This is a genomic window from Alkaliflexus imshenetskii DSM 15055 (assembly GCF_000517065.1).
Taxonomy (GTDB): domain Bacteria; phylum Bacteroidota; class Bacteroidia; order Bacteroidales; family Marinilabiliaceae; genus Alkaliflexus; species Alkaliflexus imshenetskii.
Genome location: NZ_KI912105.1, coordinates 3,439,218 through 3,464,942 on the forward strand (window position 1 = coordinate 3,439,218; position 25,725 = coordinate 3,464,942).

Annotated in this window: 22 protein-coding genes; 12 read left to right on the plus strand and 10 right to left on the minus strand. The window is 42.1% G+C overall.

The features are described from left to right. Positions 1-37 precede the first annotated feature (37 nt). The 3 genes from ALKIM_RS0114330 to ALKIM_RS0114340 all read left to right on the plus strand — a co-directional run bounded on the left by ALKIM_RS0114330 (position 38) and on the right by ALKIM_RS0114340 (position 5,371). A complete protein-coding gene (locus ALKIM_RS0114330) occupies positions 38-1,363 on the plus strand; it encodes a 3-keto-disaccharide hydrolase (RefSeq protein ID WP_026475246.1) in 1,326 nt (441 codons plus the stop codon). An 81-nt stretch (positions 1,364-1,444) separates the two neighbouring features. Beyond that, a complete protein-coding gene (locus ALKIM_RS0114335; RefSeq protein WP_026475247.1) occupies positions 1,445-2,863 on the plus strand; it encodes a Gfo/Idh/MocA family oxidoreductase in 1,419 nt (472 codons plus the stop codon). A 126-nt stretch (positions 2,864-2,989) separates the two neighbouring features. Then, the gene (locus ALKIM_RS0114340; protein WP_026475248.1) at positions 2,990-5,371 is read left to right on the plus strand and encodes a glycoside hydrolase family 127 protein; all 2,382 of its coding nucleotides are present in this window, start codon (positions 2,990-2,992) and stop codon (positions 5,369-5,371) included. 85 nt (positions 5,372-5,456) lie between these two features. On the opposite strand, the gene ALKIM_RS0114345 is transcribed toward ALKIM_RS0114340, so the two are convergent. Continuing rightward, complete coding sequence (locus tag ALKIM_RS0114345) at positions 5,457-7,250, minus strand: T9SS type A sorting domain-containing protein (RefSeq protein ID WP_026475249.1); 1,794 nt, start codon at positions 7,248-7,250, stop codon at positions 5,457-5,459. A 583-nt stretch (positions 7,251-7,833) separates the two neighbouring features. Between ALKIM_RS0114345 and ALKIM_RS0114350 the strand changes: the two genes are divergently transcribed. The 3 genes from ALKIM_RS0114350 (at position 7,834) to ALKIM_RS0114360 (ending at position 9,868) form a co-directional block, all read left to right on the plus strand. Then, positions 7,834-8,211 (plus strand): hypothetical protein, encoded by a 378-nt coding sequence (locus ALKIM_RS0114350; protein WP_026475250.1) that lies wholly within the window; start codon positions 7,834-7,836, stop codon positions 8,209-8,211. Positions 8,212-8,312: 101 nt separating this feature from the next. Further along, positions 8,313-8,825 carry a hypothetical protein gene (locus ALKIM_RS0114355; protein ID WP_026475251.1) on the plus strand — a complete coding sequence of 171 codons (513 nt, stop codon included), beginning with the start codon at positions 8,313-8,315 and terminating at the stop codon, positions 8,823-8,825. Positions 8,826-8,911: 86 nt separating this feature from the next. Further along, on the plus strand, positions 8,912-9,868 hold the full coding sequence (locus ALKIM_RS0114360; protein WP_026475252.1) for a calcium/sodium antiporter: 957 nt from the start codon (positions 8,912-8,914) through the stop codon (positions 9,866-9,868). Here the strand turns inward: ALKIM_RS0114360 and ALKIM_RS0114365 are convergent. The 3 genes from ALKIM_RS0114365 to ALKIM_RS0114375 all read right to left on the minus strand — a co-directional run bounded on the left by ALKIM_RS0114365 (position 9,865) and on the right by ALKIM_RS0114375 (position 12,100). Continuing rightward, complete coding sequence (locus ALKIM_RS0114365) at positions 9,865-10,335, minus strand: MarR family winged helix-turn-helix transcriptional regulator (RefSeq protein ID WP_026475253.1); 471 nt, start codon at positions 10,333-10,335, stop codon at positions 9,865-9,867. The two genes, ALKIM_RS0114360 and ALKIM_RS0114365, sit on opposite strands and share 4 nt — an antisense overlap. Before the next feature lie 473 nt (positions 10,336-10,808). Continuing rightward, a complete protein-coding gene (locus ALKIM_RS0114370) occupies positions 10,809-11,300 on the minus strand; it encodes a glutathione peroxidase (RefSeq protein ID WP_044117988.1) in 492 nt (163 codons plus the stop codon). A 314-nt stretch (positions 11,301-11,614) separates the two neighbouring features. Next, the gene (locus tag ALKIM_RS0114375) at positions 11,615-12,100 is read right to left on the minus strand and encodes an aminoacyl-tRNA deacylase (protein ID WP_026475255.1); all 486 of its coding nucleotides are present in this window, start codon (positions 12,098-12,100) and stop codon (positions 11,615-11,617) included. 641 nt (positions 12,101-12,741) lie between these two features. Here ALKIM_RS0114375 and ALKIM_RS0114380 point away from each other — a divergent pair. Then, a complete protein-coding gene (locus tag ALKIM_RS0114380) occupies positions 12,742-13,902 on the plus strand; it encodes a hypothetical protein (protein ID WP_157363924.1) in 1,161 nt (386 codons plus the stop codon). Here ALKIM_RS0114380 and ALKIM_RS18710 read toward each other — a convergent pair. The 4 genes from ALKIM_RS18710 to serB form a co-directional block, all read right to left on the minus strand. Then, a complete protein-coding gene (locus ALKIM_RS18710; RefSeq protein ID WP_084555897.1) occupies positions 13,899-14,744 on the minus strand; it encodes a patatin-like phospholipase family protein in 846 nt (281 codons plus the stop codon). The two genes, ALKIM_RS0114380 and ALKIM_RS18710, sit on opposite strands and share 4 nt — an antisense overlap. A 185-nt stretch (positions 14,745-14,929) precedes the next feature. Further along, entirely contained in the window at positions 14,930-15,124 is a 195-nt protein-coding gene (locus ALKIM_RS0114390) for a hypothetical protein (RefSeq protein WP_026475257.1), read from the minus strand. A 202-nt stretch (positions 15,125-15,326) separates the two neighbouring features. Next, a complete protein-coding gene (locus ALKIM_RS0114395) occupies positions 15,327-16,778 on the minus strand; it encodes an aminoacyl-histidine dipeptidase (protein WP_026475258.1) in 1,452 nt (483 codons plus the stop codon). A gap of 140 nt (positions 16,779-16,918) precedes the next feature. Further along, complete coding sequence (gene serB / locus ALKIM_RS0114400; RefSeq protein ID WP_026475259.1) at positions 16,919-18,142, minus strand: phosphoserine phosphatase SerB; 1,224 nt, start codon at positions 18,140-18,142, stop codon at positions 16,919-16,921. A gap of 662 nt (positions 18,143-18,804) precedes the next feature. Between serB and ALKIM_RS19410 the strand changes: the two genes are divergently transcribed. The 5 genes from ALKIM_RS19410 (at position 18,805) to ALKIM_RS0114430 (ending at position 23,129) form a co-directional block, all read left to right on the plus strand. Continuing rightward, positions 18,805-19,776 (plus strand): methionyl-tRNA formyltransferase, encoded by a 972-nt coding sequence (locus ALKIM_RS19410; protein ID WP_084555899.1) that lies wholly within the window; start codon positions 18,805-18,807, stop codon positions 19,774-19,776. A gap of 12 nt (positions 19,777-19,788) precedes the next feature. After that, a complete protein-coding gene (locus ALKIM_RS19415) occupies positions 19,789-20,907 on the plus strand; it encodes an RHS repeat domain-containing protein (protein WP_052345579.1) in 1,119 nt (372 codons plus the stop codon). Then, positions 20,904-21,461 carry a toxin-antitoxin system YwqK family antitoxin gene (locus ALKIM_RS19420; RefSeq protein ID WP_026475261.1) on the plus strand — a complete coding sequence of 186 codons (558 nt, stop codon included), beginning with the start codon at positions 20,904-20,906 and terminating at the stop codon, positions 21,459-21,461. Before ALKIM_RS19415 ends, ALKIM_RS19420 begins: the two co-directional genes overlap by 4 nt. 350 nt (positions 21,462-21,811) lie before the next feature. After that, on the plus strand, positions 21,812-22,381 hold the full coding sequence (locus ALKIM_RS0114425) for an REP-associated tyrosine transposase (RefSeq protein ID WP_026475262.1): 570 nt from the start codon (positions 21,812-21,814) through the stop codon (positions 22,379-22,381). 172 nt (positions 22,382-22,553) lie between these two features. Further along, on the plus strand, positions 22,554-23,129 hold the full coding sequence (locus ALKIM_RS0114430) for a hypothetical protein (RefSeq protein ID WP_026475263.1): 576 nt from the start codon (positions 22,554-22,556) through the stop codon (positions 23,127-23,129). A 122-nt stretch (positions 23,130-23,251) separates the two neighbouring features. Here ALKIM_RS0114430 and ALKIM_RS0114435 read toward each other — a convergent pair whose 3' ends face one another. Together ALKIM_RS0114435 and ALKIM_RS0114440 are read right to left on the minus strand one after the other, a co-directional pair. Continuing rightward, positions 23,252-24,442 (minus strand): exo-beta-N-acetylmuramidase NamZ family protein, encoded by a 1,191-nt coding sequence (locus tag ALKIM_RS0114435; protein WP_084555900.1) that lies wholly within the window; start codon positions 24,440-24,442, stop codon positions 23,252-23,254. Between the two features lie 7 nt (positions 24,443-24,449). Further along, on the minus strand, positions 24,450-25,718 hold the full coding sequence (locus ALKIM_RS0114440; RefSeq protein ID WP_026475265.1) for an MFS transporter: 1,269 nt from the start codon (positions 25,716-25,718) through the stop codon (positions 24,450-24,452). Between the last annotated feature and the right edge of the window lie 7 nt (positions 25,719-25,725).

Consider the following 25,725-nt stretch of genomic DNA (forward strand, 5'->3'; position numbering starts at 1 on the left):
TGTTTTAGATAATACATTAATTAACATGATACATACAATGAGAAACGTGCAATTATTACTGATTTTATTGATTTTCAACGTGTCTGTTTCTGCACAGCATAAACGGGAGTGGAGCTCTCTTTTTAATGGCAGAAATCTAAGCGGCTGGAATCATCTTAACGGGGAGTTGCTCCCTCAAGTTCAGCGGGGAGAATTGATTTTTCCTGCATCAACCAAATCCTCTACCGGTAAACTTTTAACCAATAATGAATTCTCAAATTTTATCCTGGAACTTGAGTTAATGGTTGTTGAGAATGCGAATGGTGTTATTAGTTTTCAGACACAACCAGATGCAAATCAGGGATATAAGCTAATTATTAACAACGCAGCGAACAATTGGAATGGTAGCGTCTATTGCGAAGCCGGACGAGGCTGGCTCTACACCGGCGAGTTGAATCCGATGGCTGCAACTGCCTATAAACCCGGCCAATGGAACCATCTTCGTATTGAGCGTATTGGCAATAACATACGCACCTGGATAAACAATGTTCCTGTTGCTCATGTAATTGATGATAATCATGTTGCCGGATTCATCGCTTTACAAGTTGATAATGATGATGCGACTGAGCAAAATTCTGGTGAGGTAAGATTTAAAAACATAAGAATAAAAACAGCCAATCTTAAACCGACCGAAACACCCGATATATATGTCGTCAACCTGATTCCGAATACGCTCAGCAAATCGGAGGTTGAGCAAGGTTGGAAGCTCCTTTTTGATGGTAAAACTTCTGATGGATGGGTGAACGTTTATAACAATAGCAGTTTCCCCGAAGAGGGTTGGGTTATTCAGCACGGAATGATAGCTGCTGTACCAGATCGTCCCGATGCCAGGGTGCGTGGGGCATGCATTGTTACCACTGAAAAGTTCAGAGCATTCGAACTTCAGTTTGAGTTTAATTATGCCGAAGGTGCCAATAGTGGCGTTAAGTATGGACTTGGCAATGGCGGGGTAACAATTGGTCTGGAATATCAGATTCTTGATGACAAGAGACACCCGGATGCAAATGGCGGAACGCTTGGCAACCGTCGCCTGAGTTCATTGTATGATCTGATTCCGGCCGAGAGGCTTGGTGAACTTACCAATGGACCCAATGAGTGGAACTACGGAAAAGTCATCTTGTTTCCCGATAATCGCGTTGAGCATTGGCTAAATGGAGTGAAAGTGCTTGAGTATGTGCGTGGTTCAAGCATCTACAATGTATTGGTCGCACATAGCAAGTACAATGAGTTTAAAGGATTTGGACCAATGGAAGCGTCTCCCATTCTGCTTCAATATCATCAGGATGAGGTGAAATTCAGAAGTATTAAAATCAGAGAGTTATAGGTTCTGCATGGCTCTTATCCAAAAGCGAATAGCCATGAATTAATAATGAGTTTTTTTAAGAAGCATTAAATACAAATCAATATGAGTAGTAATCGTAGAGAGTTTATTCGAAATATATCGATGGGTGCTGCAGGTTTAACCATCGGCGGTATGCTGGTTGGCTTTAAACCTTCTTTGGCCGGTAAACCCGGTGCAAACGACAGAGTAAATCTGGCGTGTGTAGGAATTGGTAATCAAGGTGCTACTGATATTATGGCTCTGTATAATACCGGATTATGTAACATCGTAGCACTTTGTGATACAGACATGGGTGCACGTCATACGGAGCGCATGATGAATCAGTTTCCCGATGCTGCACGATACAATGATTTCCGAAAGATGTTTGATAAAATGGCCAATCAAATTGATGCCGTATTGATTGCCACTCCGGATCATTCCCATTTTCCTGTTACAATGCTGGCCATGTCGTTAGGAAAAGCTGTTTTTGTTGAAAAACCGTTGGCACGTACCTTTCAGGAGGTTGAACTTATGATGCAGGCTGCAAAACGATACAATGTGGTAACTCAAATGGGTAATCAGGGGCATTCTGAGGCCAATTATTTTCAGTTCAAGGCCTGGACTGAAGCTGGCATCATTAAAGATGTAACTGCAATTACCGCTCATATGAATTCGCCCCGTCGCTGGCATGGATGGGATACCTCCATGACCAACTTTCCAAAAGGAGACCCAATACCTTCAACGCTTGACTGGGATGGATGGGTTGCTGCTGCCGAAATGCGTGACTTTCACCGTGATTTTGTCAACGGCCAGTGGCGATGTTGGTACGACTTTGGATTGGGTGCTTTAGGTGATTGGGGTGCACATATTATTGACACAGCACATCGATTTCTTGATTTGGGGCTGCCTTACGAGATTGACCCAATAAAAATTGAAGGTCATAACAGGCTTTTCTTTCCACAGGCTTCAACCATTGCATTCCGGTTTCCTCAACGAGGCAAGATGCCGGCGTGTGATATAACCTGGTACGATGGGGTTGATAACATTCCCTCTCTACCCGAAGGTTTTGGAAACGCTGAGCTTGATCCCAATATTCCACCACCAAGCAATGGGGCAATCCAACCCATTAAACTCAATCCGGGCAAGGAAATATACAGTAAGGACTTGATTTTTGCCGGCGGAACCCATGGCAGTACTTTATCCATTGTTTCTGAGGAGATGGCTAAAGAAATGGAATCTAAACTACCCGAAGTACCCCAAAGTCCATCTAATCATTATGCCAATTTCCTTAAAGCTGTTAAAGGGGAAGAGGTTGCACGCTCTCCGTTTGAAGTGTCCGGACCATTGAGTCAGGTGTTTTCGCTTGGCGTTTTGGCTCAGCAACTAAACGTTAAATTGACTTTTGACCGTGATAAAAAACAGATTGTCAATAATGAACTTGCGAATAAGTTGTTGGTCGGCGCGCCTCCACGAAAGGGCTGGGAAGAGTTTTATAAGTTGTAGATGATTTATTGATTTGCTTCCTGCATCGCATTGGGGGAAGTTAATCTATAGCAGGCGAATACCCTGTTGTATGACTTGGTTATTTTATAAATTTATGGAATTGATTCTAACACTCATGATTATACTATGAAAAAATTAAATCTTATTCTGCTGGTTCTCACAGGGCTTTCCTGGTTTGGATGCTCAGAGCCCGGAGTATCTCCAGACCAAAACCCTCAGCTTTTTAGCTTGACTAATGTGCGTCTGCTTCCCAGTCCCTTTAAACACGCCAGTGAGCTAAATGCTGCCTACGTTATGGCGCATGACCCCGACAGGTTGTTGGCTCCATTTTTAATCGATGCCGGACTTGAACCCAAAGCCCCGCGATATGGCAACTGGGAAAATTCCGGACTCGATGGCCATACTGCGGGTCACTACCTCACTTCTCTGGCTTTGATGGTGGCTTCTCAGGATAACGAAGAGGCTCGCCAAAGGCTCGAATACATGATAAATGAACTCGCGCGCTGCCAGGAAGCCAATGGGAATGGTTACGTGGGTGGCATACCTGGCGGCCTGGCCATGTGGCAGGAGATTGCAGCAGGTAACATCCAGGCTGGATTGTTTTCGCTTAATGGAAAATGGGTGCCCTTATACAATATTCATAAGCTCTTTGCCGGACTGCACGATGCATGGGTGCTTACCAACAACCAACAGGCCTTTGATCTACTTGTGGGGTTAAGCGATTTTTTTGTGGATATGTGCAGCAACCTCACCAACGAGCAGATGCAGAACATGTTGGTGTCTGAGCATGGTGGAATGAACGAAGTGCTTGCCGATGTGTATCATCTTACTGGCAATGAAAAATACCTCGATCTTGCCAAACGTATGTCGCATGAGACCATTCTGAATCCTTTGCTGAGCAACGAAGATCGTCTTACCGGATTGCATGCAAATACACAAATTCCCAAAGTTGTAGGTTTTATGCGCATTGCTGAACTTACAGGAAATGAGGCATGGAAAAACGCTTCCGATTTCTTCTGGCGCACGGTGGTTGAGAATCGAAGCATTGCCATTGGCGGCAATTCTACCTATGAGCATTTTCATCCGGCCGATAATTTTACCTCGATGATTGAAACGCGCGAAGGGCCTGAGACCTGTAACACCTACAACATGATGAAGCTGTCAAAATTGCTCTATCAGAACGGTGGCAGCTTAAAGTATGTGGATTATTATGAGCGGGCACTTTACAACCATATTCTTGGTTCGCAACATCCCGGTCATGGCGGTTTGGTTTACTTTACTCCTGTGCGTCCGCAGCACTATCGGGTTTACTCCAATCCGGGTCATACTTTCTGGTGCTGTGTGGGTTCAGGCATCGAAAACCATGCAAAATATGGGGAGTTGATTTATGCGCACGACAATAGTAATCTCTACATTAACCTGTTTATTCCATCAGTTTTAACCTGGGAGCAAAAGGGATTAACTGTTACCCAAACTACACACTATCCCGAATCGGAAGAGACTTCGGTAACGCTGGAATTGGTTGAGCCATCTGAGTTTACTGTTTTCATTCGTCATCCAAAATGGAACGATAAAGAACCCATACAGATTAAGGTGAATGGAAAAACAGTGAGAGGCAAAAGTTTGCCCGGAGAGTATTTTGCCATCACCCGAAAATGGCGAAATGGTGATCAAATTGATGTAAAATTTGATATGTACACCTATGGCGAACATTTTCCTGACAATTCACCCTATATGGCATTGCTTCATGGTCCGGTGGTGTTGGCTGCTGCTACCGGCACCGAAAATCTGGACGGCATCATCGCCAACGACAGCCGCATGGGGCACGTGGCTCACGGTGCTCTCATTTCAAGAGAAGAAGCGCCTGTGATGATTGTTGACAATGCCAATTGGACCAGCCAGATTGTGCCGGTCAGCAATGAGCCTTTAACGTTTGAGTTTCATAGATTGCTCCATCCCGAAAGTGCCAACGCATTGAAACTTATTCCTTTTTATCGTTTGCATGATGCCCGGTACATCATCTACTGGGAGGTTTCTTCTTCAGACGAGCTAGCCGAAAAGCAGGCTGAGTTGAGACTCAAAGAGCAGGAGGCTATGGCCATAGAGGCCATCACCATCGATCAGATTGATACAGGGCAACAGCAACCGGAGTCGGATCACAACATCAACTTTCACAACTCCGAGGCGGGCGTTTTCAGAGATCGCCATTGGCGACATGCCGCTGGTTGGTTCTCTTATGAGCTGAACGATCCTAAAAGCGAAGCCGCTACTTTAAGGGTTACCTATTCGGGTAGTGACAGAGGTCGTAATTTTGATGTTTTGCTCAACAAGCAGTTGTTGGCCACGGTTAATCTTGACGGTTCTCATGGCGATAGATTCGTGGATGTGGACTATGCCATTCCTGCCGAAATAGTTCAAAAAAATGCCAACGGAAAAATGGAGATTGTTTTTAAAGCACATGAAAACTCAATCGCAGGAGGCGTCTTTTTTATTCGGTTAATGCGATAGGCTTTACAATTTGTATGTCGTAATAATAGTGAAGGGTGACTGCAGCAATGCAATCACCCTTCTGATTTTATCACCCTGATACGAGCTATTTCTTAATCAACTTAACAGTTTCACTGTGGCCTGATTTGTTGGTTATCTGTATCACGTACATGCCTTTGGGTAAATTATTACCCGGTACAAACAGGCTGCCCGATTCGGTCTCTTTTTGCCATACAATCTGGCCCTGGGTGTTAATGAGCACAAGTTTACACGCTTCGGCTAAAACAACATTAAAGCCATTGCCAAAAACAGTTGGATAAACAAGGTTTCTGACTTGCTGAATATCCGGTACCGATGTGCTGCCTCCAAATGCATAAACAATCTTCTCGCTAAATACATACGCTCCATCAGGGGCATCTCTGTATGATTTTGTTACCTGGAGCAGTTTATCGCCGTCATAGATGTTTTCATAACTGGATTCATGATAGTATTGCCTAATACCATCGATATAGCCGGATTCTCTAAAAATTACCGGCTTGTTATACTGATCCCACTCGTTGTAAGTGATGTATTCACTATCCTCATCATCAGAAAAGTTTCGTGTCACAAGCTGGGTAGAGTTTGATGTTTTGGTCTCGATCGACTCATATTCAAGCACCCAGTCGTATGTGCAGGGTTCTGCCATTTTCTCCCATACATAACTCATTCTTGTGGTTTGATTTGTGCCGGTAATATGGATGTCTTTTTCGCCATTGAAAAAAACATCGCAATCTTCGTCATACCCTGCTTCATATTCAAAGTATATAGAGGTAACTTTTACGTCGCCATTTATTGTTTCTGAGGTTCGTTTGTCTGTCTCAACCCAGTCGTTATTCAGCCAAATCCATGAGGTGTAGTTACCCAGTAAATCGGTTTCAATCTTCTCTTCATTTTCATAGTTGTCATCGTCGTTAATGTCGCCATCCGGATCAATAACCACTTGCTTGATGGCAAAAAGCAGAATTTCGCCCTCCTCTGTAAAAGTAACATTGCTCCAATCTTTCCATACCAACTGAATGTATCTCCCCTCAAGCACAAAACCTGCTCCTTCATCAATATATACAAGAGCACTTTGTGGTTCATCACCAGCGCCATAAATAAACTCTATCCGTTCACATTCAGGTTCATCATAACTGCAATATTTCATCTCAATCAACTTCCCGTTCTCATAGGTAAAAATGTCTTCGTATTCAAGTTCCCAATCATCGTTTGTCCATGAGTAACCTTTGTTAGTAAGCAGTTTACCATCGTTGTTGGTGGTAAGCACATTCTTATAACCGCTGGTTTTTATATAGGTTTCAGTGCCGGGGTTGTAAGCCCATTGCTCCCAAAGATTGGTCTTTGTGTTTCCATCTATTGTTTCAGTTTCTATGTATTTCCAGCCATGAGAAATCTTAAGCTCGCCATTGGATAGTTCCCAAACTTCATAATTAGAGTAGTCATCGAATGAAGTGATTACTTTCATGGTGGTCTCCCACGGGGATTGGTCATTGTTTCGTGTTTGGTGTAGTTGAGTCTTCAAACTTTCACTCTCGTTGTAATCGGTAACAATGCGATTAAAGCCGCCAACAAATAGCTTTTCAATTTCGCGCCCTTGAGTGTCATAAGTAGTTTCATATTGCAACACCCAATCTGAAGCACTCCATTGGTAATATAACGATGATGTCGGATGTACTAAAGAATTACCGTTTTTGAGATGGGTTTGATGAAACGCCTCTCTCTTCAACTGAATACTTGCAGGAACTGGTCGTTCGCGTACTTTTAGCAATGCGCTATTTTTTTCGTGCGGGTTTTGTTGTGCCAAGGTGGCAGATGAGAGCATAAGGCAAATTGCCAGCAAGAAATGGTAAATTTGTTTCATAATTTATTGAAATTAAGGATTTATGATTGATAATTTACGATTTGGTTTGTATTGGAAATTGATAGTTTTGCAAAGGGGGTAATGTTACCATACTTCAATTTAGTGCAAGAAGTAAGGGGTACGCAAGTCCTTTTATCAAATTGGGAGATGATTTCCTGTTTGGTTATTGATTGATTGCGTTGGTGAGTCTCCACGCGGGTTGATTGCAGTGGGTTTTATAAACTGAACATTCTTATCCTAATTAGGCAGAAATTGGCTTAGAGAGCCATTATGTAAAGCGATTCGTAATCAGTAAATTAAAAAAACCTGATGAAATTGTTATCATTTTTATTGCTTTTTACTTGCACAGTATGCTTGTAATACATATTTTTGTATTGGGTTAGGGTTAAGGTTAAAAGGGTCGCATCAAAACGATGATGTGACCCTTTTTCATTTTTATACTTTTCTCTGCTAATACTTTCCTGTTTAATTGTTGTTTGTTATATATCTTTATAGATTTGTCTGGTAATTAATGCATTTTTGGTCTGCAAATTGTAGCTTATTATATATGTTCTAAATACAATTTACCTTTTAGATTTTATCAGTGATTAAATGTGCTTTCCATATTGCCCACATCAGTTTTGTTCTGTTTTACCTGCTTTTGTCGGTATTACATGGTGGTATGCGGAAGCCTTCCTGTTCCGTTGATAATGTTTCGGCAGCAGGTACGGAGCAGGTTTATCTTTTTTCTGATGGTTTTGATGGGTGTCTGAATGCCCTTCAGCCACAGAATTTTACAGTCGAGGTTATTGATAACAACCAGGTAACCATACGGCTTCCTTTTTTTAGTTCTCAAACTGCTGCAACAGTTGCCGATTTTCTCATTTCCTCAGGGCAGGCCGGCTATCTGTATCAATCCACCATTTTTGTAATTCAGCCGCAAATATTTGATTTGCTCTTTCCATTCCATTATTATTCCTGATAATCTTTCCATGAGGCATTGAGTACCTCTTTTATCCAGTTTGTATTTTTTTTATTTGGCGAAGGTCATTTGCTTCGCATTCATTTATTAATTGTTTTACCATGGATACAGGAATGATTATCATGGGGGTAATTCTTACATTGCTCTTCATAACACCATTTATATTTTTCAGAGATAGAGATAAAAAAGCCCGTGAAAAAAAATTGCTAACTTCGTTAAACGAGTTGGCAGCCCAAAACAATGCCACATTGTCAGTGTGCGACGTGTGGAACGATTCAGCCATTGGCATTGATAAGGAGACCAGTACTCTTGCGTTTGTAATTCAATCTGAAAAACGCACTGTCAACAAAGTTGTGCAACTGGTTGATATGCAATCATGCCGGTTGGTGTCAAAAAGTCATTTGCGAGCGTTCAAACATGAAGATATAAGGGTTACCGACTCGGTTTCAATCGTGTTCGAACATGTGAATCGCAGCAAACCAGATGAGGTGCTGGAGTTTTACAACGATGATTTTGATAGCTTAACCTTGGGTGAAGAACTCAAGGTTGCCGAGAAATGGACTGAAATCATTAAGACTCAATTGGCTGGACTACATCACCAAAAACGGGCCTGATTTGTTTGATGTCTCTTGTTTTAAGATGGTTTCTGTGGGCTTCTGTCTCACAGAAACCTTTTCATAAAGAATTAAATTCTATCTATATGTTTTTGTCCTTAGTATGGCTTATTGCAGGTTTTTATCTGCTGATTAAGGGTGGCGACTGGCTTATTTCTGGTTCATCGGCATTGGCTCGCAGGCATGGAATTTCTGAGCTGGCCATTGGACTCACCGTGGTGGCATTTGGAACATCTGCCCCCGAAATGGTGGTGACCATTCTGGCTGCCATTGATGGTCATCCTGAAATAGCGTTGGGTAACGTAATTGGCAGTAACAATTTTAACCTTTTCGTGATTTTAGGAATAAGCGGCATTATCACGCCACTGGCAGTAAACTCGGGCATCATACGCAAAGAGATTCCGATGTCTCTTTTGGCAGCGCTTTTATTGCTGCTGTTGGCAAATAATTTTGGCATTTCAGGTAGAATCCCCATGATTGACAGGTTCGACGCGCTATTTTTGTTAGCTTGTTTTGGTGGCTTCTTGCTCTATGTGAAGAAGAGTATGAAGCAGAATCGCGATAGCACATCATCGGAGGAGGTGATGATGGGGCAGGGCAAAGCCATTCTCTTTGTGTTGCTGGGGTTGGCTGGACTTATTGGTGGCGGCAAACTGGTGGTTTCAGCTTCGGTAGATTTGGCCCGGATGTTTCATGTAAGCGAGAAGGTGATAGGTTTAACCATTGTGGCTGCCGGCACCTCGTTGCCTGAGTTGGTCACTTCACTGGTGGCCATACGCCGCAAAAGCACCGATATTGCCATCGGCAACGTGATAGGTTCAAACATCTTCAACATCTTTTTTATACTGGGTACTGGTGCCGTGATAACGCCAATAATCTTTAATACGGTTTTCAATGTTGACCTGATGTTGCTTGTGGCAGGTACGTTGTTACTGCTTCTGGCTATGTTTACGGGTAAAAAGCATCGACTCGACCGATGGGAGGCTTTTATCCTACTTGGCGTTTACCTGGTATATATGGTTTATGTGGCATTAAGGAATTAGTAATCAGTCTTTAATGTTTCGTTGTTATCAGTTTTAAGGTAATGAATCAGTTTGTCCAATTTCTGTTTCAATTCTATTAACTCTTGCAGTGGCAATGCTTCCTGCTTTAAACCATCAATCAGTTGTTGCGGTATGCGTGATGCCTTATGGCGCAACTCATGTCCTTTATCAGTCAGGGAGACAATTACTTTACGTTCATCGTCTGGCGAACGGTGACGTGTCAAAATGCCCATTGTTTCAAGGCGTTTCAGCAATGGAGTAATGGTATTAGTGTTGAGAATGAGTCTGTTTGTTATTTCGCTTACAGCTATTTTGTCATTTTCCCACAAAACCATCAGCACAAGGTATTGTGGATAGGTGATGCCGAGTTCATCCAGATGTGGTTGATACTGCCTGATGATTAATCTGGAAGCAGCATAAACAGGGAAACAAAGCTGGTTGTCCAGTTTTAACTGTTCGTAAGTCATGTGATGTAATTTTGAAAGTAAAGTTACATTTTTTAGAGTCAAACTGTTTTTAACGCATTGTTTTTGATGGATTGTTCACGCATTACTGCGCACTACCACTAAACTTTTTTTGCATTAAAATTCATTGGTGTCCGGTTAAAACTTAATACTAAACAATGAAGTCTTTATTCATGAAGCTTCAAAGAGTTTTAAGCTTTAATGGGGTTTTCTTTCCGCCTCAAGGAATTTCCGTTAAGAAAATCAATTTTATTGTCGTCAGAAATTCGGACTGTTTGAGCGTAGCGAGTTTCCGAATTTCAGACAATAGGATTGATTTTTAGGAAATTACTTTCAGCGGCGGCATTTTTTGTTTACTTTTTTTTGCTGTAGAAAAAAAGTAAAAGCCCGTGCGGCTAGAGCACTTAAAAGAAGGTTTGTTTTTTTACCGGACAATAATGATTAAAATTTCAACAACCGCTTGTTGCCACAACTGCTTACTTCAATATTTTCTGCAGATATTTATCTATTTTTTCCGGCTTACTGATGGGAGCAAAACGTTTTAAAGGCTTACCATCGGCATCAATCAAAAACTTGGTGAAGTTCCATTTTATGCTTCCACCAAAAAGTCCGGGCAGCTCCTTTTTTAAATATTTAAATAGAGGATGAGCCGCTTCGCCGTTCACATCCACTTTTGCGAACATAGGGAAACTGACGCCATAGTTTATGAGACAGTTCTCAGTTAACGAACTGTCGTTGCCCGGTTCCTGATTTGCAAACTGGTTACACGGGAACCCCAATATCACGAATCCTTTCTCTTTGTATTTCTGATAGAGTGCCTCAAGTCCTTCATACTGAGGTGTGAGACCGCATTTGCTTGCAGTATTTACAACCAGAATGGTTTTGCCCTCGAAATCCTTCATGGTAAGTTCTTTACCTTGCAGTGTCAGTACATTAAAGCTGTAGATGTTTGTTTCGCTGTTTTTCATCTTTTCTTGTGTTTTTTGGTTGATATATGTTCTTTATGAGTAATCAGGTTTTCAGTTTTGTTTCTTGAATTTCATAATGCTCCAATTGTCTAATCACATTAATTTTATAAATCGCAAAAGATTAAATCGCTTGCGATACAAATATAGATATTCTCTCTGTTTCTCCAACTCTTTTTTCCTGTTTTTTTATATGGTTTATTTTGTGTTTGTGGTAAGATGTTGTGGGATAATGGTCTATGAAATAGTAATGGCTGTTTCATCCGCCCGAAAGGGCATGATGAAACAGCCTTGAGAATTTTAGTTGATTGATTAAACTATGCCATCCATTTTTTACGCTGCGCGTATGAGTATTTAAAAATCTGTGGGTGAACAAGACGCTCGTAGTCTCTGAACGACATTTGTGTTAATTCCGAATGGTTTCCGGCATTAAATGCTATGTTTTCCTGGTCGGTCAAGCTTTCGGCTACATAAACCGGTATGTTCCAAAGGTTTCCAAACGGAGGCATGGCACCTACTTCGCAGTTTGGAAAGATATCTTTAAACTCGTTTTCTCTGGCCAAATGCACATCTGTTGCGCCAAGTGCCTCTTTAAGTGCCGAAAAGTTGATTCTGGTTGAGGCGGGCAAAACGGCCATGGACATCTTCCCATCAACAACAACCATAACGGTTTTTGCGATTTTTTTACCCGAGATATGCGTGAGTGCAGCAATGGATTGCATGGTGTAGGCTTTGGAGTGGGTAATATTGGTGTACCGCACGCCATTTTTTTCCAGATACTCTTTAAGTGCTTGCAGTGGCATTGTGTCAACTTTTAAGGATTACAATTCGAGGTACGGATACCGGAAATGCCGGTCAGAATGGTCAAACAGTTAGCGTAACTGTTTGCTCAGAGGATGGTATCGTTTTATCCCATTTTTCAATACAGATTGCAGAAGTTGCAAACAGTCCAGAAACTTGATAAGGGAACATGTATTCGACGGTTTTACAACAAATGGCATCTGTTTTGTCTCTCAACGGATGCATTTCACTGCAACTGTCAGATGATCCAATTCTTGATTTAAACCACGGCTGGGTTTAAATTCTGTCTGCTTTTACAGCTTAAATATACTAAATACTGTATGCTATGGTCAAGTTTGTCGGCCATATATTGGCGCAGGAAGCGTGGAGATATCAATATTAATAAGCCGAATCTTCTTGTCTGCATCAATCTATTTCTATAATTTCGTTATTGCAATTCTAATTCGCTTTGCTGAAGAATGTTGCTGGCTTACAGTATGTTCGTTCTTAAGGTTAAGGCCTTACTGCGGGTTGCATAGATAAGGGCTATTCTATTCTCTTATTTCCAAATATAAAGGATAGTGGTTTCCGTTTAGGGTTAATTTACTCGTTCTGATATTTTTTGATGGGGCAGTCTCTCTATTTTTTCAATCCAACTTGTGAAATGGCACTGGCAAATCGCCAGGTGTCATACATGCCTCCAAGGCATCTAAAGGCTTTTGAGGAGAATCTCGAAACTCTGCCGCTTTGGTTTTGCGATGCGCATGATTTTGTTTTGGTTCGCAATTCTGTGCCTGACTCTTTTATTGCCCACCTTGAAAGATTGGGACTACCTGTCCCTGGTTTTGTTACTTCACCATCCGGTTTGCACGAACAACGGCTTCAATCGATGCGTCCATGGGGGTGGAGTGCTGCGGCGCATCACCGGCTAAGGGATTTTCGTCCCTTTATGGATGTTGCATGGAATCAAAACCCAATGTGCCGCTGGAACGAAACCCATCGGGAGTTATTGAGCCGCCTTACTGGTGCAGATATCTGTGCAAATGTGTCAGACATTTTGAAGCGAGAACCGAATCAACATATTGAAATTGTCGATTGCCCGGTCAGACTTAACACGCTCAATGAGGTGGAATCGGTCACTTCTGTGTTGCAGCCCCCCGTTTTGCTAAAAACGCCGTGGAGTGCGTCGGGTCGTGGACTCTTTAAAATTCGTGATTTGAACGAGCAGGCTCACCTCAACCCATGGGTAATAAGCAAGTTGAAGCAGCAGGGTTTTCTTTTTGCCGAGCCATTTCTACATAAAGTTCAGGACCTTTCGTTTCATTTTTGGTGCGATGAGCATGGTGTTGATTTCAAGGGAGTCACATGGTTTAAGGCTGATATCTCCGGACAGTTTTCGGGATGCTACATCAATTCTCCCAAAATCAACATGCTCTCAAATTTGCCTTTGGATGATATTATGTCTCAGGCTGCAAGTGTTTTAGGTGAAGCGCTAAAAAGAACCCAATTGTCACAAAAGTATCACGGGCCGGTGGGTATTGATGCGCTTTTTTTTATGGATGACGAAGGTTTGTTAAAACTTCATCCGTGCATCGAAGCAAACCTCAGATTTACAATGGGATTACTCAACCTCTATTTGCGTCGTTTGGTGCATCCGCAAAGCAACGGATTTTGGTGTTTACAGAACATGTCTCAACCCGAATGGGAGCAGATTACTTCTCTTTATCCGCTCGAAGCGAGGGATGGTTTTCCGGGCAAAGGTGCATTGGCTCTTACGCCTACGCCTGATAAACAGGGTTATGTGGCCTGGCTAAACCTCTATTAATTTGTTTTGGCTGACTGGGCAGGTAATTCGTTGGACTCGATCATTTTCTTCGTGAATTGATACCCCGTGTCGATAATCTTATCTGCTTTGTCAAAATCCCAAAACGAGAATTCTGACATTTTGGGTGGATCGATGAGATAGTCGCACATGTCCATCGATGGTCTCACATTTTCTCCAATGCTCAGACTGAAAGTTCGTTCGGCAATGTCGCGAATGCTTTTAAATTCACTTTTCTTTCCTATGTAGTTTACATGTACGCCAATAAGTGTTTGGCATTTATCGCGAATGGCATCGGCAGGCAGATTGTCATAAAGTCCGCCATCTATGTAGGTTTTGTCACCAATAATTTGGGGGGCAAATATCACCGGAACGGCACAGGAGGCCATAACAAAGTCAAATAACGGGCCCTCTTGAATGATCTCTCTTTTGCCGTCGTTGATGTTTGATACTGCCAGATAAAATGGTTTTTTCAGTGCGCTGAAATCATCCTTTTTTATGTTGGCCTTCAATATTTTCTTTATTTCATCCATCATAAACAATCCGTTTTTACCCCACGCAGGGCGCACCATTTTTATGATGGGTTCCTTGTTCACCAGATTTTGAATCTCGTCAGGGGTGAGACCCGCTGCATACAACACACCCACAAGTGCACCCATGCTTGTGCCGGAAATGATTTCCGGATTCAGTCCATTTTCTTCCAATGCTTTAAGTACGCCGATATGGGCAAATCCGCGGGCGCTACCGCCACTTAAAGCTATGCCCAGACGATATTCTGTAGTGGTATCTGGCTTATCTGTTTCACTTTTTGAGTCTCTGATAAAAAGGCGATTCAGAATGTGCATATTTCAATGTTTATTTTGTTCCAAGGTACAGGATTTATTTTAAAATGTTGTCTCGTTGGCATATAGGTTTTGTGGGTGTTAGTCAAAATGAAGTCTGATTCATTGTTCTAACTATTCTAAATGAAAAGCGTGGCTGCCGAAAATCCGACAACCACGCTTTTAAGTGCAATACAGTTTTACCTGATTCAAGATTTCTTATAAATCATAAGTGCCGAATAGGTGTTTATACCGCCACTTGAATGGGCTGCATATTCTACATCAACGATATCGGCAGCTCTGATGCCCTGCTCAGCAATAAACTCGTTCATCTGCTCATCCAGCGACTTGTCAAAGTCATCCAACCCCGTGTATTGGAAGTGTTTTGTAAGTACTTTTTCCATTATATTGTTTGTTTAATATGGTAAATAATATCTATGACCTCATATACGCAGACAATAGGTAATGGATACATTTATTCTTCTCTTTTTATCAAATATTAGTGTGCATTGGTCACGTAAAAACTGGTGTTGGCTGTAAGTGTGTCCGTTGTGAAAGGGTTCTAATTGCCTCCATTGCTTTTTCTGCGACAGAAATTAATTGGTTTTATTCATTGTTACCGGCCTTGGCCAGTATATCCGTTAGATGGTCCCAGAACTTTTGTACCGAGCCAATGTGCAATCGTTCATCAGGGGAGTGCGCTCCTTTGATGGTGGGTCCAATGGAGATCATATCCAGTCCCGGGTATTTTTTTAGAAACAGGCCACATTCCAGACCGGCATGGATGGCTTTTACGCTGGGTTGGGTGTTGAATAGTTTCACATACGAATCGGTGGCCAGTTTCAGAATTTTGGATGATGTATCAGGTGCCCAACCCGGATAGCCATCGGAGTGTTCCACCGTGGCACCACCCAGCAGCAGTACGCTTTCTACCATCGAGGCAATATCGGTTTTGGCCGATTCCACCGAACTGCGCTGGCTGGTGGTGATAACTATTTTTTCACCATTGATTTTTATCGATGCCAGATTGGTAGATGTTTCAACCAGTCCGGCAATCTCCTTGTTCATGGCAATGACGCCATGCGGCAAAGCATATAGCGTGTTGATAAGCTGGTTGTGCAAGGTTTGTGTGAATACTTTTTCGGGCAGGGATGTTGATTCCAGCTGAATTTTTAAATCCGGCTCGGTAGCACCGAGTTCATCCTGAAGATCGGCAATAAGGCAGTTAACCAACACTCTTACGTCCTCTTTTTTGGAGTATGGCACTACGCCCGTGGCTGTTGCTTCGCGGGCTATGGCATTGCGTAGGTTGCCCCCGTGGATGTGTGAGAGACGAAAGCCAAATTCTCTGGTTGCCATCCAGAGGTAACGGTTTAGTATTTTATTGGCATTGCCCAGTCCACGGTGGATGTCGTCGCCGGAGTGACCGCCTTTAAGTCCGGAAACACTTACGGTGAATGCAAACGAGTTGGACGGGGTCGCTTCAAACTCTGCGTTGAGGTATCCAATGGTGTCAATCCCGCCGGCACAGCCAATGAATATTTCGCCTTCGTCTTCCGAGTCCAGATTGATGAGAAGCTTGCCGGTCAGAAAGCCCTCTTCCAATCCAAAAGCGCCGGTTAGTCCGGTCTCTTCGTCAACCGTGAATAGACATTCCAATGGGCCGTGCGCCACGTTGTCAGCTGCCAGTATGGCCAGCTGTGCTGCTATCCCAATGCCGTCATCAGCTCCCAGTGTGGTTCCTTTGGCTTTAATCCATTCGCCATCAATATAAGGTAATATGGGGTCGGTCATAAAATCGTGCACCACATCGCTGTTCTTCTCACACACCATATCGATGTGTGATTGAAGAATAATAGTCGGCCACTTCTCATAACCCGCAGTGGCTGGCTTGGTGATTAGCAAATTGCCGGTTTTGTCCTGACGCACCGGCAGATTGTGTTCCTTTGCAAAATTGAGCAGATACCGGATGATTCTTTCCTCATGTTTTGAAGGGCGTGGCACCTGGCAAATCTCTTCAAAATATTTCCAAATCGGTGCGGGACTTAAATTTTTCATCTTTTAGTTTGATTTTTGTAATTTGAAGATGGAGGCATACTTACGTGATTAAATCATTTTGAACCATGAGAACTTTCTGATTAATCGCATCTATCCATCTTAAATCTATTCATCTAAAATCTCACCATCTAATGGGATAGTTATAAGTTAATCTCCCTGTCTCTAAAGCCAAGTAAATAGAGGATAGCATCCAAACCAATGGTTGAAATGGAGTGGCGGGCAGATGCTTTTACTTTAGGTTTGGCATGGAATGCAATTCCCAGTCCGGCAATGCGCAACATGGGCAAATCGTTGGAGCCATCGCCTACGGCAATCACCTGGTCCAGTTGTATGTCTTCCTTAAAAGCAATAAGTTTAAGCAGTTCGGCCTTTTTGTTGCCATCGATGATTTCACCGGTATGGCGTCCGGTGAGCTTACCGTTGCTAATCTCCAGCTCGTTGGCAAACACGTAATCAATACCAAGTTTGGTTTTAAGGAAGTTGCCAAAGTAGGTGAAGCCACCCGAAAGTATGGCCGTGCGGTATCCGTATTTTTTCAAGGTGGCAAAGAGGCGCTCGGCGCCTTCGGTGAGGGGCAGGTTTTCTGCCACTTCTTTTAAAACGGACTCATCAAGACCTTTAAGCAGAGCCACGCGCTTTACAAAACTCTCGTTGAAATCCAGTTCGCCACGCATGGCCGCTTCGGTGATGGCACTTACTTCATCGTACACACCGGCTTTGCGCGCCAGTTCGTCAATCACTTCGGCCTGAATAAGGGTTGAGTCCATATCGAAGCAAACCAAGCGGCGACTGCGGCGATAAATATTGTCCTCCTGAAACGCAATGTCAACCCCTGTGGAGCCTGCTATGTCGATAAAGCAAGTCTTCATCTTCTCGATGTCTTTGGGTGTGCCTCTAACTGAAAACTCCACCACCGACTTGGAGTTACCATTTTTGTCGTTAAGCGGAATACGGCCACTCAATCGGGATATCACATCGATGTTGAGACCTTGATCCGAAATCTCTTTGGTGACGGCGGCCAGTTGCTGTGCTGTCAGTTTTTTCGATATCAATGTAACGATGAAACGCTCTTTGCCCTGATTGGCTACCCACTCATCGTATTTGTTTTCGGGAATTGGGGTGAACTTCACATTTAGCCCCACCTCGTAAGCTTTAAAAAGCAGGTCTTTAAGAATGGGTGACGACTCCGCCTTGGCAGGCACTTCGAAAAGAATGCCCAGCCCCAGGTCTTCGTGAATCACTGCCTGACCAATATCCAGTATGTTGACGTTGTAATGTGCCAGCACATCGGTGAGGGTAGAGGTAAGGCCGGGTTTGTCCTCCCCCGATATATTTAGCAGTATGATTTCTCTCTGTTTGTTCATTGAAAATTGTTGTTAGGTCTTTATAAGTTGGTGCAAAGATAGTAATTCGGAGTTATTTGTTTTCTAAATTGATGAATGGAAAGTTGGTTAGGAGACACCCTAAATTTGAGAGTTGTAATTCTACCATTGACGTAAGTTTATAACTCGTGCAAGTGCCATTTGGCAACCCATTGTATCCACCTCTTTGGCTACTTGCGTGAAACTGTCAATCGTCTGTCTGTTTAATAGTTTTGCAGGAGGTTTTTTCTGTTTCTTCGTGAGTAAGTATATCAATTCAACTAAAACCCTCATGAACTGTAAGTGATTCGCAAAACTGATAATGCCTTAAAGCGGATTAAGAGGTAGGGAATAGGTCGTTTTTTGCCAGATAAAATATCTCATCAATTTAAACGTAATTCTGCTGTAAATTAGTTTGACATATAAATTTTTACGTTGTAAATTGAATTGCTTTTACTAAAATGACATCAGTTACAAAAGAGAAAGAGTAGACTGAGAAATTAAAATTGCTACACGTTATTAATCCCTAAGATTTTAAAAGCCTCATTCATGTAGGATGGTTTGCTGTGTAAGGTGTTCTATTCCTTTATAATTTATTGCCAATATCAAAACCCTAATTGGCATAGATGATATAAATCTAAAACTTCAACTCTAAACTCAAAATTATGAAATTTGTTGTAATGACAGGTTCTCTCGTTTTTGTAGAGAAGATTTTGCAAGCTGGATTGGTTCCTGAAATAGTAGTAAGCTATAACCCAAATTACTACAAAGTGTCATTTACCAGAAATAAATTTATCACCAAAACGCTGGGCTATTTTAAGGGTCTGTTTGTGAGGTTGTTTAAACTGCCCGGTTACGAAATTTTTTGGTTGTGTAAAAAAAATGGAATAAAGGTGTGGCCTGAAGCTCTGGTAAATCATCAGAGTTTTGCTGACTTGCTCGTTAAGTTGGATGTGGATTATGCTTTTGTGTATAGCTTCAGAATATTAAAAGAGAGGATATTTTCTATTCCCAGGTTTGGCACTATCAACTTACATCCATCCTTGTTACCACTTCATAAAGGAGCCACGCCGCTTAATTGGATTATTTACCAGGGGGATAATGAAACTGGCTTTACAATACACTACATCACAAAAGAGATTGATGGTGGCGATGTTATTGAACAATTTCGCGTTCCTCTATCCGGATTAATGACTTCTGAGACTTTAACCCAATATGTAACACAAATTGGTTCCGATTTATTCGTTCGTTTTATAATCAAGCTAATCCACCAAGGCCCACCTTACAAAGTTATTAATACTAAAAATCAAGAAGGCTCATACGAAAAGCCTTTTGATAACCAGGTTTGCGAGATTAGTTCTGTATATACTTTGGAAAAAATCAACAGAGTAATCCGGAGTTCGGGAGGGAGAGCTTTTTTTGTGTATAATGGCAAAAAATATAAAGTTCTATATGAAGTTGAGCTTGAAAATAATCCTGGTTTGGATACTTCTCCTTCAATGGTTGAAGGAAATATTTACATCAAAAATATTGAAGGAAAAGATATTTTGTTAGTGGTAAGTAAGAATGTTGTTGTCAAAAGGGAAGTTTTAGCAAAACGATTAAGGCGCTCGGTAAGAAGACTTGTTAATCAATAGAACCGAAGATTAATGCATTCACTCATTGAGGCCTATCATTGGTTTGCACCTTCGCCAATGTATCACACAAATAATTATATTTACACAGCCAATGGTAACCGAACGCGCTACAGTGGTGGATTTATTTACGAAGGCAACACCCTAAAGCAAATACAGCACCAAGAGGGTTATGTTGACATGAGTGGAGGTGCGGTATATCACTACTACCTTAAAGACCATCTGGGCAACAACCGCATGGTAGTGAACCAAACAGGCGCAGTAGTGCAACAAACCGACTACTACCCATTTGGCATGGCATTTAACAAAGCAGGCAGTGCCGACAATAAATTCCTTTACAACGGTAAAGAACTACAAGAAGACTTGATTGGAAATGGTTTGCTGGATTGGTATGATTATGGAGCCAGAATGTATGACCCGGAATTAGGGCGTTTTCATTCTCGCGATCCTCTAGCTGAATACCGATATAATATGACACCGTACCATTATGTGATGAATAACCCGATGAAATTCATTGACCCAAATGGGTTACAGGAAGAGGAGCCGGAAGTTATAGTTCACGTAAGTTTACCGGAGGTAACAGTAACTGCGCCGGCGCCATCTAATAATGTTTCATGGCTTTGGAGCTTCTTTACTTATAGTCAACGAGGAGGATATCATCTTTCAGATCCTAACGGGAATCCAAATTATAGCAATCCATTTACAGCGCTACACACAGAGTATGTGCCCAATGCTTTGAGATTGATTAGTCTAATTGGAGGGTTTGGTAGTGCAAAAGGAGTTAATAGGGGTTCTCGATTTAATGATGGAATATCGAAATCTGTTGGTAAAGCATCTGAAATTGGCATAACTTCAGACCTTGATATTAAGAAAAGTACAACTGGTGAGAAAACAGTAGAGACCGATGGAAGTGGTCAAACAAAGAATATTGAGATAGCGAAGGAGAGGGAAGAGAAAGTTGTAAAAAAAGAAGAATCAGGTGTAATTGTTACAATCGCAGACGATACTGCATCTTATTACAATAATGCTTGGGCAAAAGAAGGATATTTCAAGTCTAGGTTGCATTATCCTGGAGACACAGTTGACATTACTGATACAAATAATAGACCAATAAAAATTTATCCATCACGATGAAGAAGAGTAGAATTATAGGGATTGGAATCCTCTCAATGTTTATTTTGTTTTTGGCATGTCGCAGTTCTGTTAAAGACTATGATGAAAATGGGTGTCTAAAAACAATAAAAACAAGTTTGGGAGATAATATTTGGGAAATGGAGTATTACTACCCTAATGGGTTGTTAAAAGCAAAAGGCAAATATAAAGATAGTACAAAAATTGGTGTCTGGAAAGAATGGTATTCTGATGGTCAAGAAAAGTGGCATGGAGCATATCAGGATGGATTTAGAGTTGTAGAGGTGCATCAACAAGAACCAGTTATAATTCTTTCTGGTAAGAATAATGCGTTGTCTGCAGGACAAGCAACAGGTGTAAAAATACTTGTTGAAGGATTGCACCCAGAAGATGCCGCTTATAGTATCAATAATGGAGTTATGGAAAAACGTGTTGAGGATACAGCATCAGATATACATATAATACCAGAAAGAAAAGGAGAATTAAAGATAAAGGTGTATGCATTAAACTTTAGAGTTGACTATTTTATTGGAGAAATTACTTTATCTGTTGAATAACTCTGCTCGGCGTAGTCTTGTGTGTTAGAATATGCGTTGGGTGACTACTCCGTTCGCGCCGATTTACAATCGGGGCGTCTTGGTCGGTATAATTGGAGCGGATTTAAGGTGAAAAAGGTACGAGTTGCAAACTCGCACCAACGGCGCCAACGGCGTACAAAGAATTGAAAATCGACGTAGCTCCGTTCGCGCCGATTTGCAATCGGGGCGTCTTGGGAATCGGAAAGGATGGCGCGTATTTAAAGTGAAAGCGGCAGAGCCGAGCGGTAACTCAGGCTTTGCTTTAAATCATCGAATTACAAATAGTTTTTATAGAAATTCTTATCTTGTATAACCCAAACCTTAATTCTATGTCCGATAAATACAAGATTTACGACAATAGCAAAGCCTATTTTTTAACCTTAACAGTAGTTGGCTGGATTGATGTTTTTACTCGTAAAAGCCACAAACAAACACTTTTTAATTCGTTACGGTATTGCCAGAAAGAAAAAGGGCTAGAGCTTTATGCTTATTGTTTAATGCCAAGTCATCTACATATTATCGCAAAGGCGGCATCAAAGCAGGATACATTATCAGAAATTTTGCGGGATTTTAAAAAATTCACCTCTAAAGCTATTGTTCAGGCAATAATTAATGAACCGGAAAGTCGGCGTGAATGGATGCTATCTTACTTTAAAAAAACCGCCGAGAACCTTAAAAACGTAAAAGATTATAAATTCTGGCAAGATGGTAATCATGCAGAGATAATAGAATCCAATAAGTTTTTTGACCAAAAGCTAAACTACACTCATAATAACCCCGTAGCAGAGCAAATCGTTGAAAGACCAGAAGATTATTTATGGAGTTCGGCACGCAATTATGCAGGGTTGAGTAGCTATTTGGATATTGTAAAAGAATCGGTAAAGTTGGAGTGCATTTAAGGTGAAAGTGGCACGAGTTACAAACTCGCGCCAACGGCGTTTCAAGAGACAGAAGATCTATATTATCAGAAATATTCAAGCAGCAAATTCATAAGTAGAATTAGCATTACGCTTGTTGGCTTATGAAATAAACGTGTATTGTTTTTGCAAAGAAATATAGAAGTAAATCCATATGAAAAGAAATCAAAAGGATAAGACATCGTTAAAGGCATATTTAGAAGATAATATTACCCTTTTAACAGTGTTTGGTCTATTCAATTCATTGATGATATTTTCAATCTCATTAATAGACCACATTGCTTTATCAATGATATTGTCATTTTTATTTATGTCGATGTCGGTGATAGTATTAATTGAGATATTGAAATATCTTGATTTTAAGAAGCCATCAATTACATTATTAGCTTTTAATTTGGCTTTAACCTTAACCACATTATTTATTATAGCATATTGGATATATGGGTTTAAAGGAATTTGGCTGCATATGCCATTTATTACATTACCAATTATTACAATCGTTTCTTTGGCATTAGCATCAGTAATTGTATTTAAGTTTGGAACGAAAATTATTGATTATCTTGTAACTATAGAGATAAGAATCATTCGGGTTTTAGTAGGATTAGGACTATTAGGTATTTGGTATGGTATTTCTCTTATAATCGGGTTTTCACTTTTATGGTTATTTAAAATTTCTCATATAGTTTTAAATTTCGTTTCTTTATGGATTGAAACGAACCATATCCGTTAGTGCGAATCTGTGATTCGTGCTAAATTACCAGCTCCGCTTGGCGTAGTCTTGTGTGTTAGAATATGCGTTGGGGATAAATTCTTCTTTGGCGTTGAACGCAAGGTTTTTCAGCAATTGCGTGTTTAATAAATTAGATAAGGTTGCCGTTTGAGGTTATAGGCTTCAAGCTCTTCCTGCCACGATTGTCGTATTTCGGCTTCTGTGTGTCCGTCCTCAATTTGTTTTAACAGCTTGTCGTTGCCAGCCAGCAGGTTGAACCAACGGCGCCTTGATGTGAACGATTTGTCTCTTCCGGATAGTTCGTAAAACCTGATGTAAAAGTCCAATGTGAATCGCTGCTCTTCTGCATACAGATGGCGCAAGTCTTCGCCGTAGCAGAGTTTTCCTTGCTGTAGCGGCTCCTTTGCCATGCCCGGAATGCTCTCCGGCGTAAAGGTGAAAGTGCCAAATTTTGGATCGGGATAGCCAATGACCTGGAAGGGAAAGTAGGTGCCACGGCCGATGCTCACATTGGTAGCTTCAAAAAAACAGAGCGAAGGATAAAGGCGAATGGACAGGTCGTTGGGCAGGTTTGGCGATGGGGGAATGGGCAGTGAATAGGCCATCTGTTTGTTGTAGTGCGCCACCGGAACAACGGTTAGTTGGCATTGTACCGCTTGGTTAAGCCATCCTTCTCCGTTAATCATCAGTGCCAGCTCGCCCACAGTCATGCCGTGCACAATGGGAATCGGATGCATCCCCACAAAAGATGTAAAGCCGGGTTGCAGCACCGGTCCGTCGATATAGTCGCCATTTGGGTTGGGGCGATCTAACACAATCATGGGGATATTAAGTTCGGCACATGCTTCCATCATATAGTGCATGGATGAGATGTAGGTGTAAAATCTGACGCCCACGTCCTGAATGTCGAATATCACCACATCAAGCCCTTCCATCTGTTTTGGTGAGGGCTTTTTGCTGTTTCCGTAGAGTGAAACAATGGGGCGCCCGGTGGAGGTGTCCACGCCATCTTTTATGTGCTCACCCGCGTCGGCATCACCTCTGAATCCATGTTCGGGTACAAAAATGCGATCCACGTTCACATTAAGCCGCAAAAGAGTATCCACAAGGTGCACACCATTCATTACTGCCGTATGGTTGGTGAGGATGCCCACTTTTTTGCCTTCTACAAGGTGTAGCCACTGGTCAAAGCGCTCTGCCCCCGGCGTGATGGGCGATGGGACTTCTTTCGCAGCAGGATGCTGGGCGCAACCAATCAAAAGCATCGTCAGTGCTGCAATCACTTTTAATGAATGTGTTAACAGAGTCTTCATGGTATTTCTATTGAGTGTTTTTTATGCCGAAAGTGGGATTGACGCGCAGAAATCTGATAACCAAAAAACCGGGAATTGTACAAATCATCACCCAGATAAAGAACGAAGCGTATCCAATCTGTTCCTGAATCCATCCCGAAACCATTCCGGGAAGCATCATGCCCAGCGCCATCAGTCCGGTACAGATGGCATAATGTGATGTTTTGTTTGGCCCTTCGGAAAAGTAAATCATATACAGCACATAGGCGGTAAAACCAAATCCGTAACCAAATTGCTCAAGCGCCACCGATGCTGAAATAAGCCACATGCTCTCGGGCATGGCATGTGAAAGGTACACATAGGCCAGATTGGGGAGGTTGATGGCCAGCGTCATTGGAAGAAGCCAGAATTTCAACCCTTTTATTGAAATCACAATACCGCCCAGAATGCCACCCAGCGTGAGGGCTATCACCCCAATGGTGCCATAGATGAGGCCTACGGTGCTTGTTTCAAGAGCCAATCCGCCTGCCTCAACAGCATCAAGCATAAAGGGCGATGCCAGTTTTACGAGCTGTGCTTCGCCCAGTCTGAAGAGAAGCAGGAATGCCAGCGCTACGCCAATATTCTTTTTCTGAAAGAAGGAGATGAACGTCAGACCGGTCTGTCTCGCCAGTTCTGCTATTGTGTCTGTGTTACCGGGTTTGTCGTCTGCCGGACGCGGTAATATGTAGCGGTGAAACAGCGAAAAGAGCACGAATGCGGCTGAAATTACCAGAAACGTAAGTCGCCAGGCGCCTTTAATGCCCGATGTGGTTTCCAGATATCCGGCCAGAATAATGAGAATGCCTTGGCCAAAAATCATCGCGATTCGGTAAAATGTACTACGGATGCCTACAAAGAGTGCCTGTTCATGCGCTTTAAGCCCCATCATATAGAACCCATCGGCAGCAATGTCGTGGGTGGCAGAGCTAAAAGCCAGAAGCCAGAAAAATGCCAGTGTAAACTGAAAAAACGAATCGGTGGGGATGGTGAATGCCACACCGGCCAACCCAGCGCCGGTCATCAGTTGCATCGTAACAATCCACCAACGCTTGGTCTTAAGCAAATCCACCAATGGACTCCAAAGCGGCTTAATCACCCAGGGCAGATAGAGCCAACTGGTGTAGAGGGCAATGTCGGTATTGGATACATCCAGTCGTTTATACATGATAACCGAAACCGTCATTACCATCACATAGGGCAACCCTTGTGCAAAGTAGAGTGAAGGTATCCATGCCCAGGGGGAGTGTTTTTTCATTAATGAC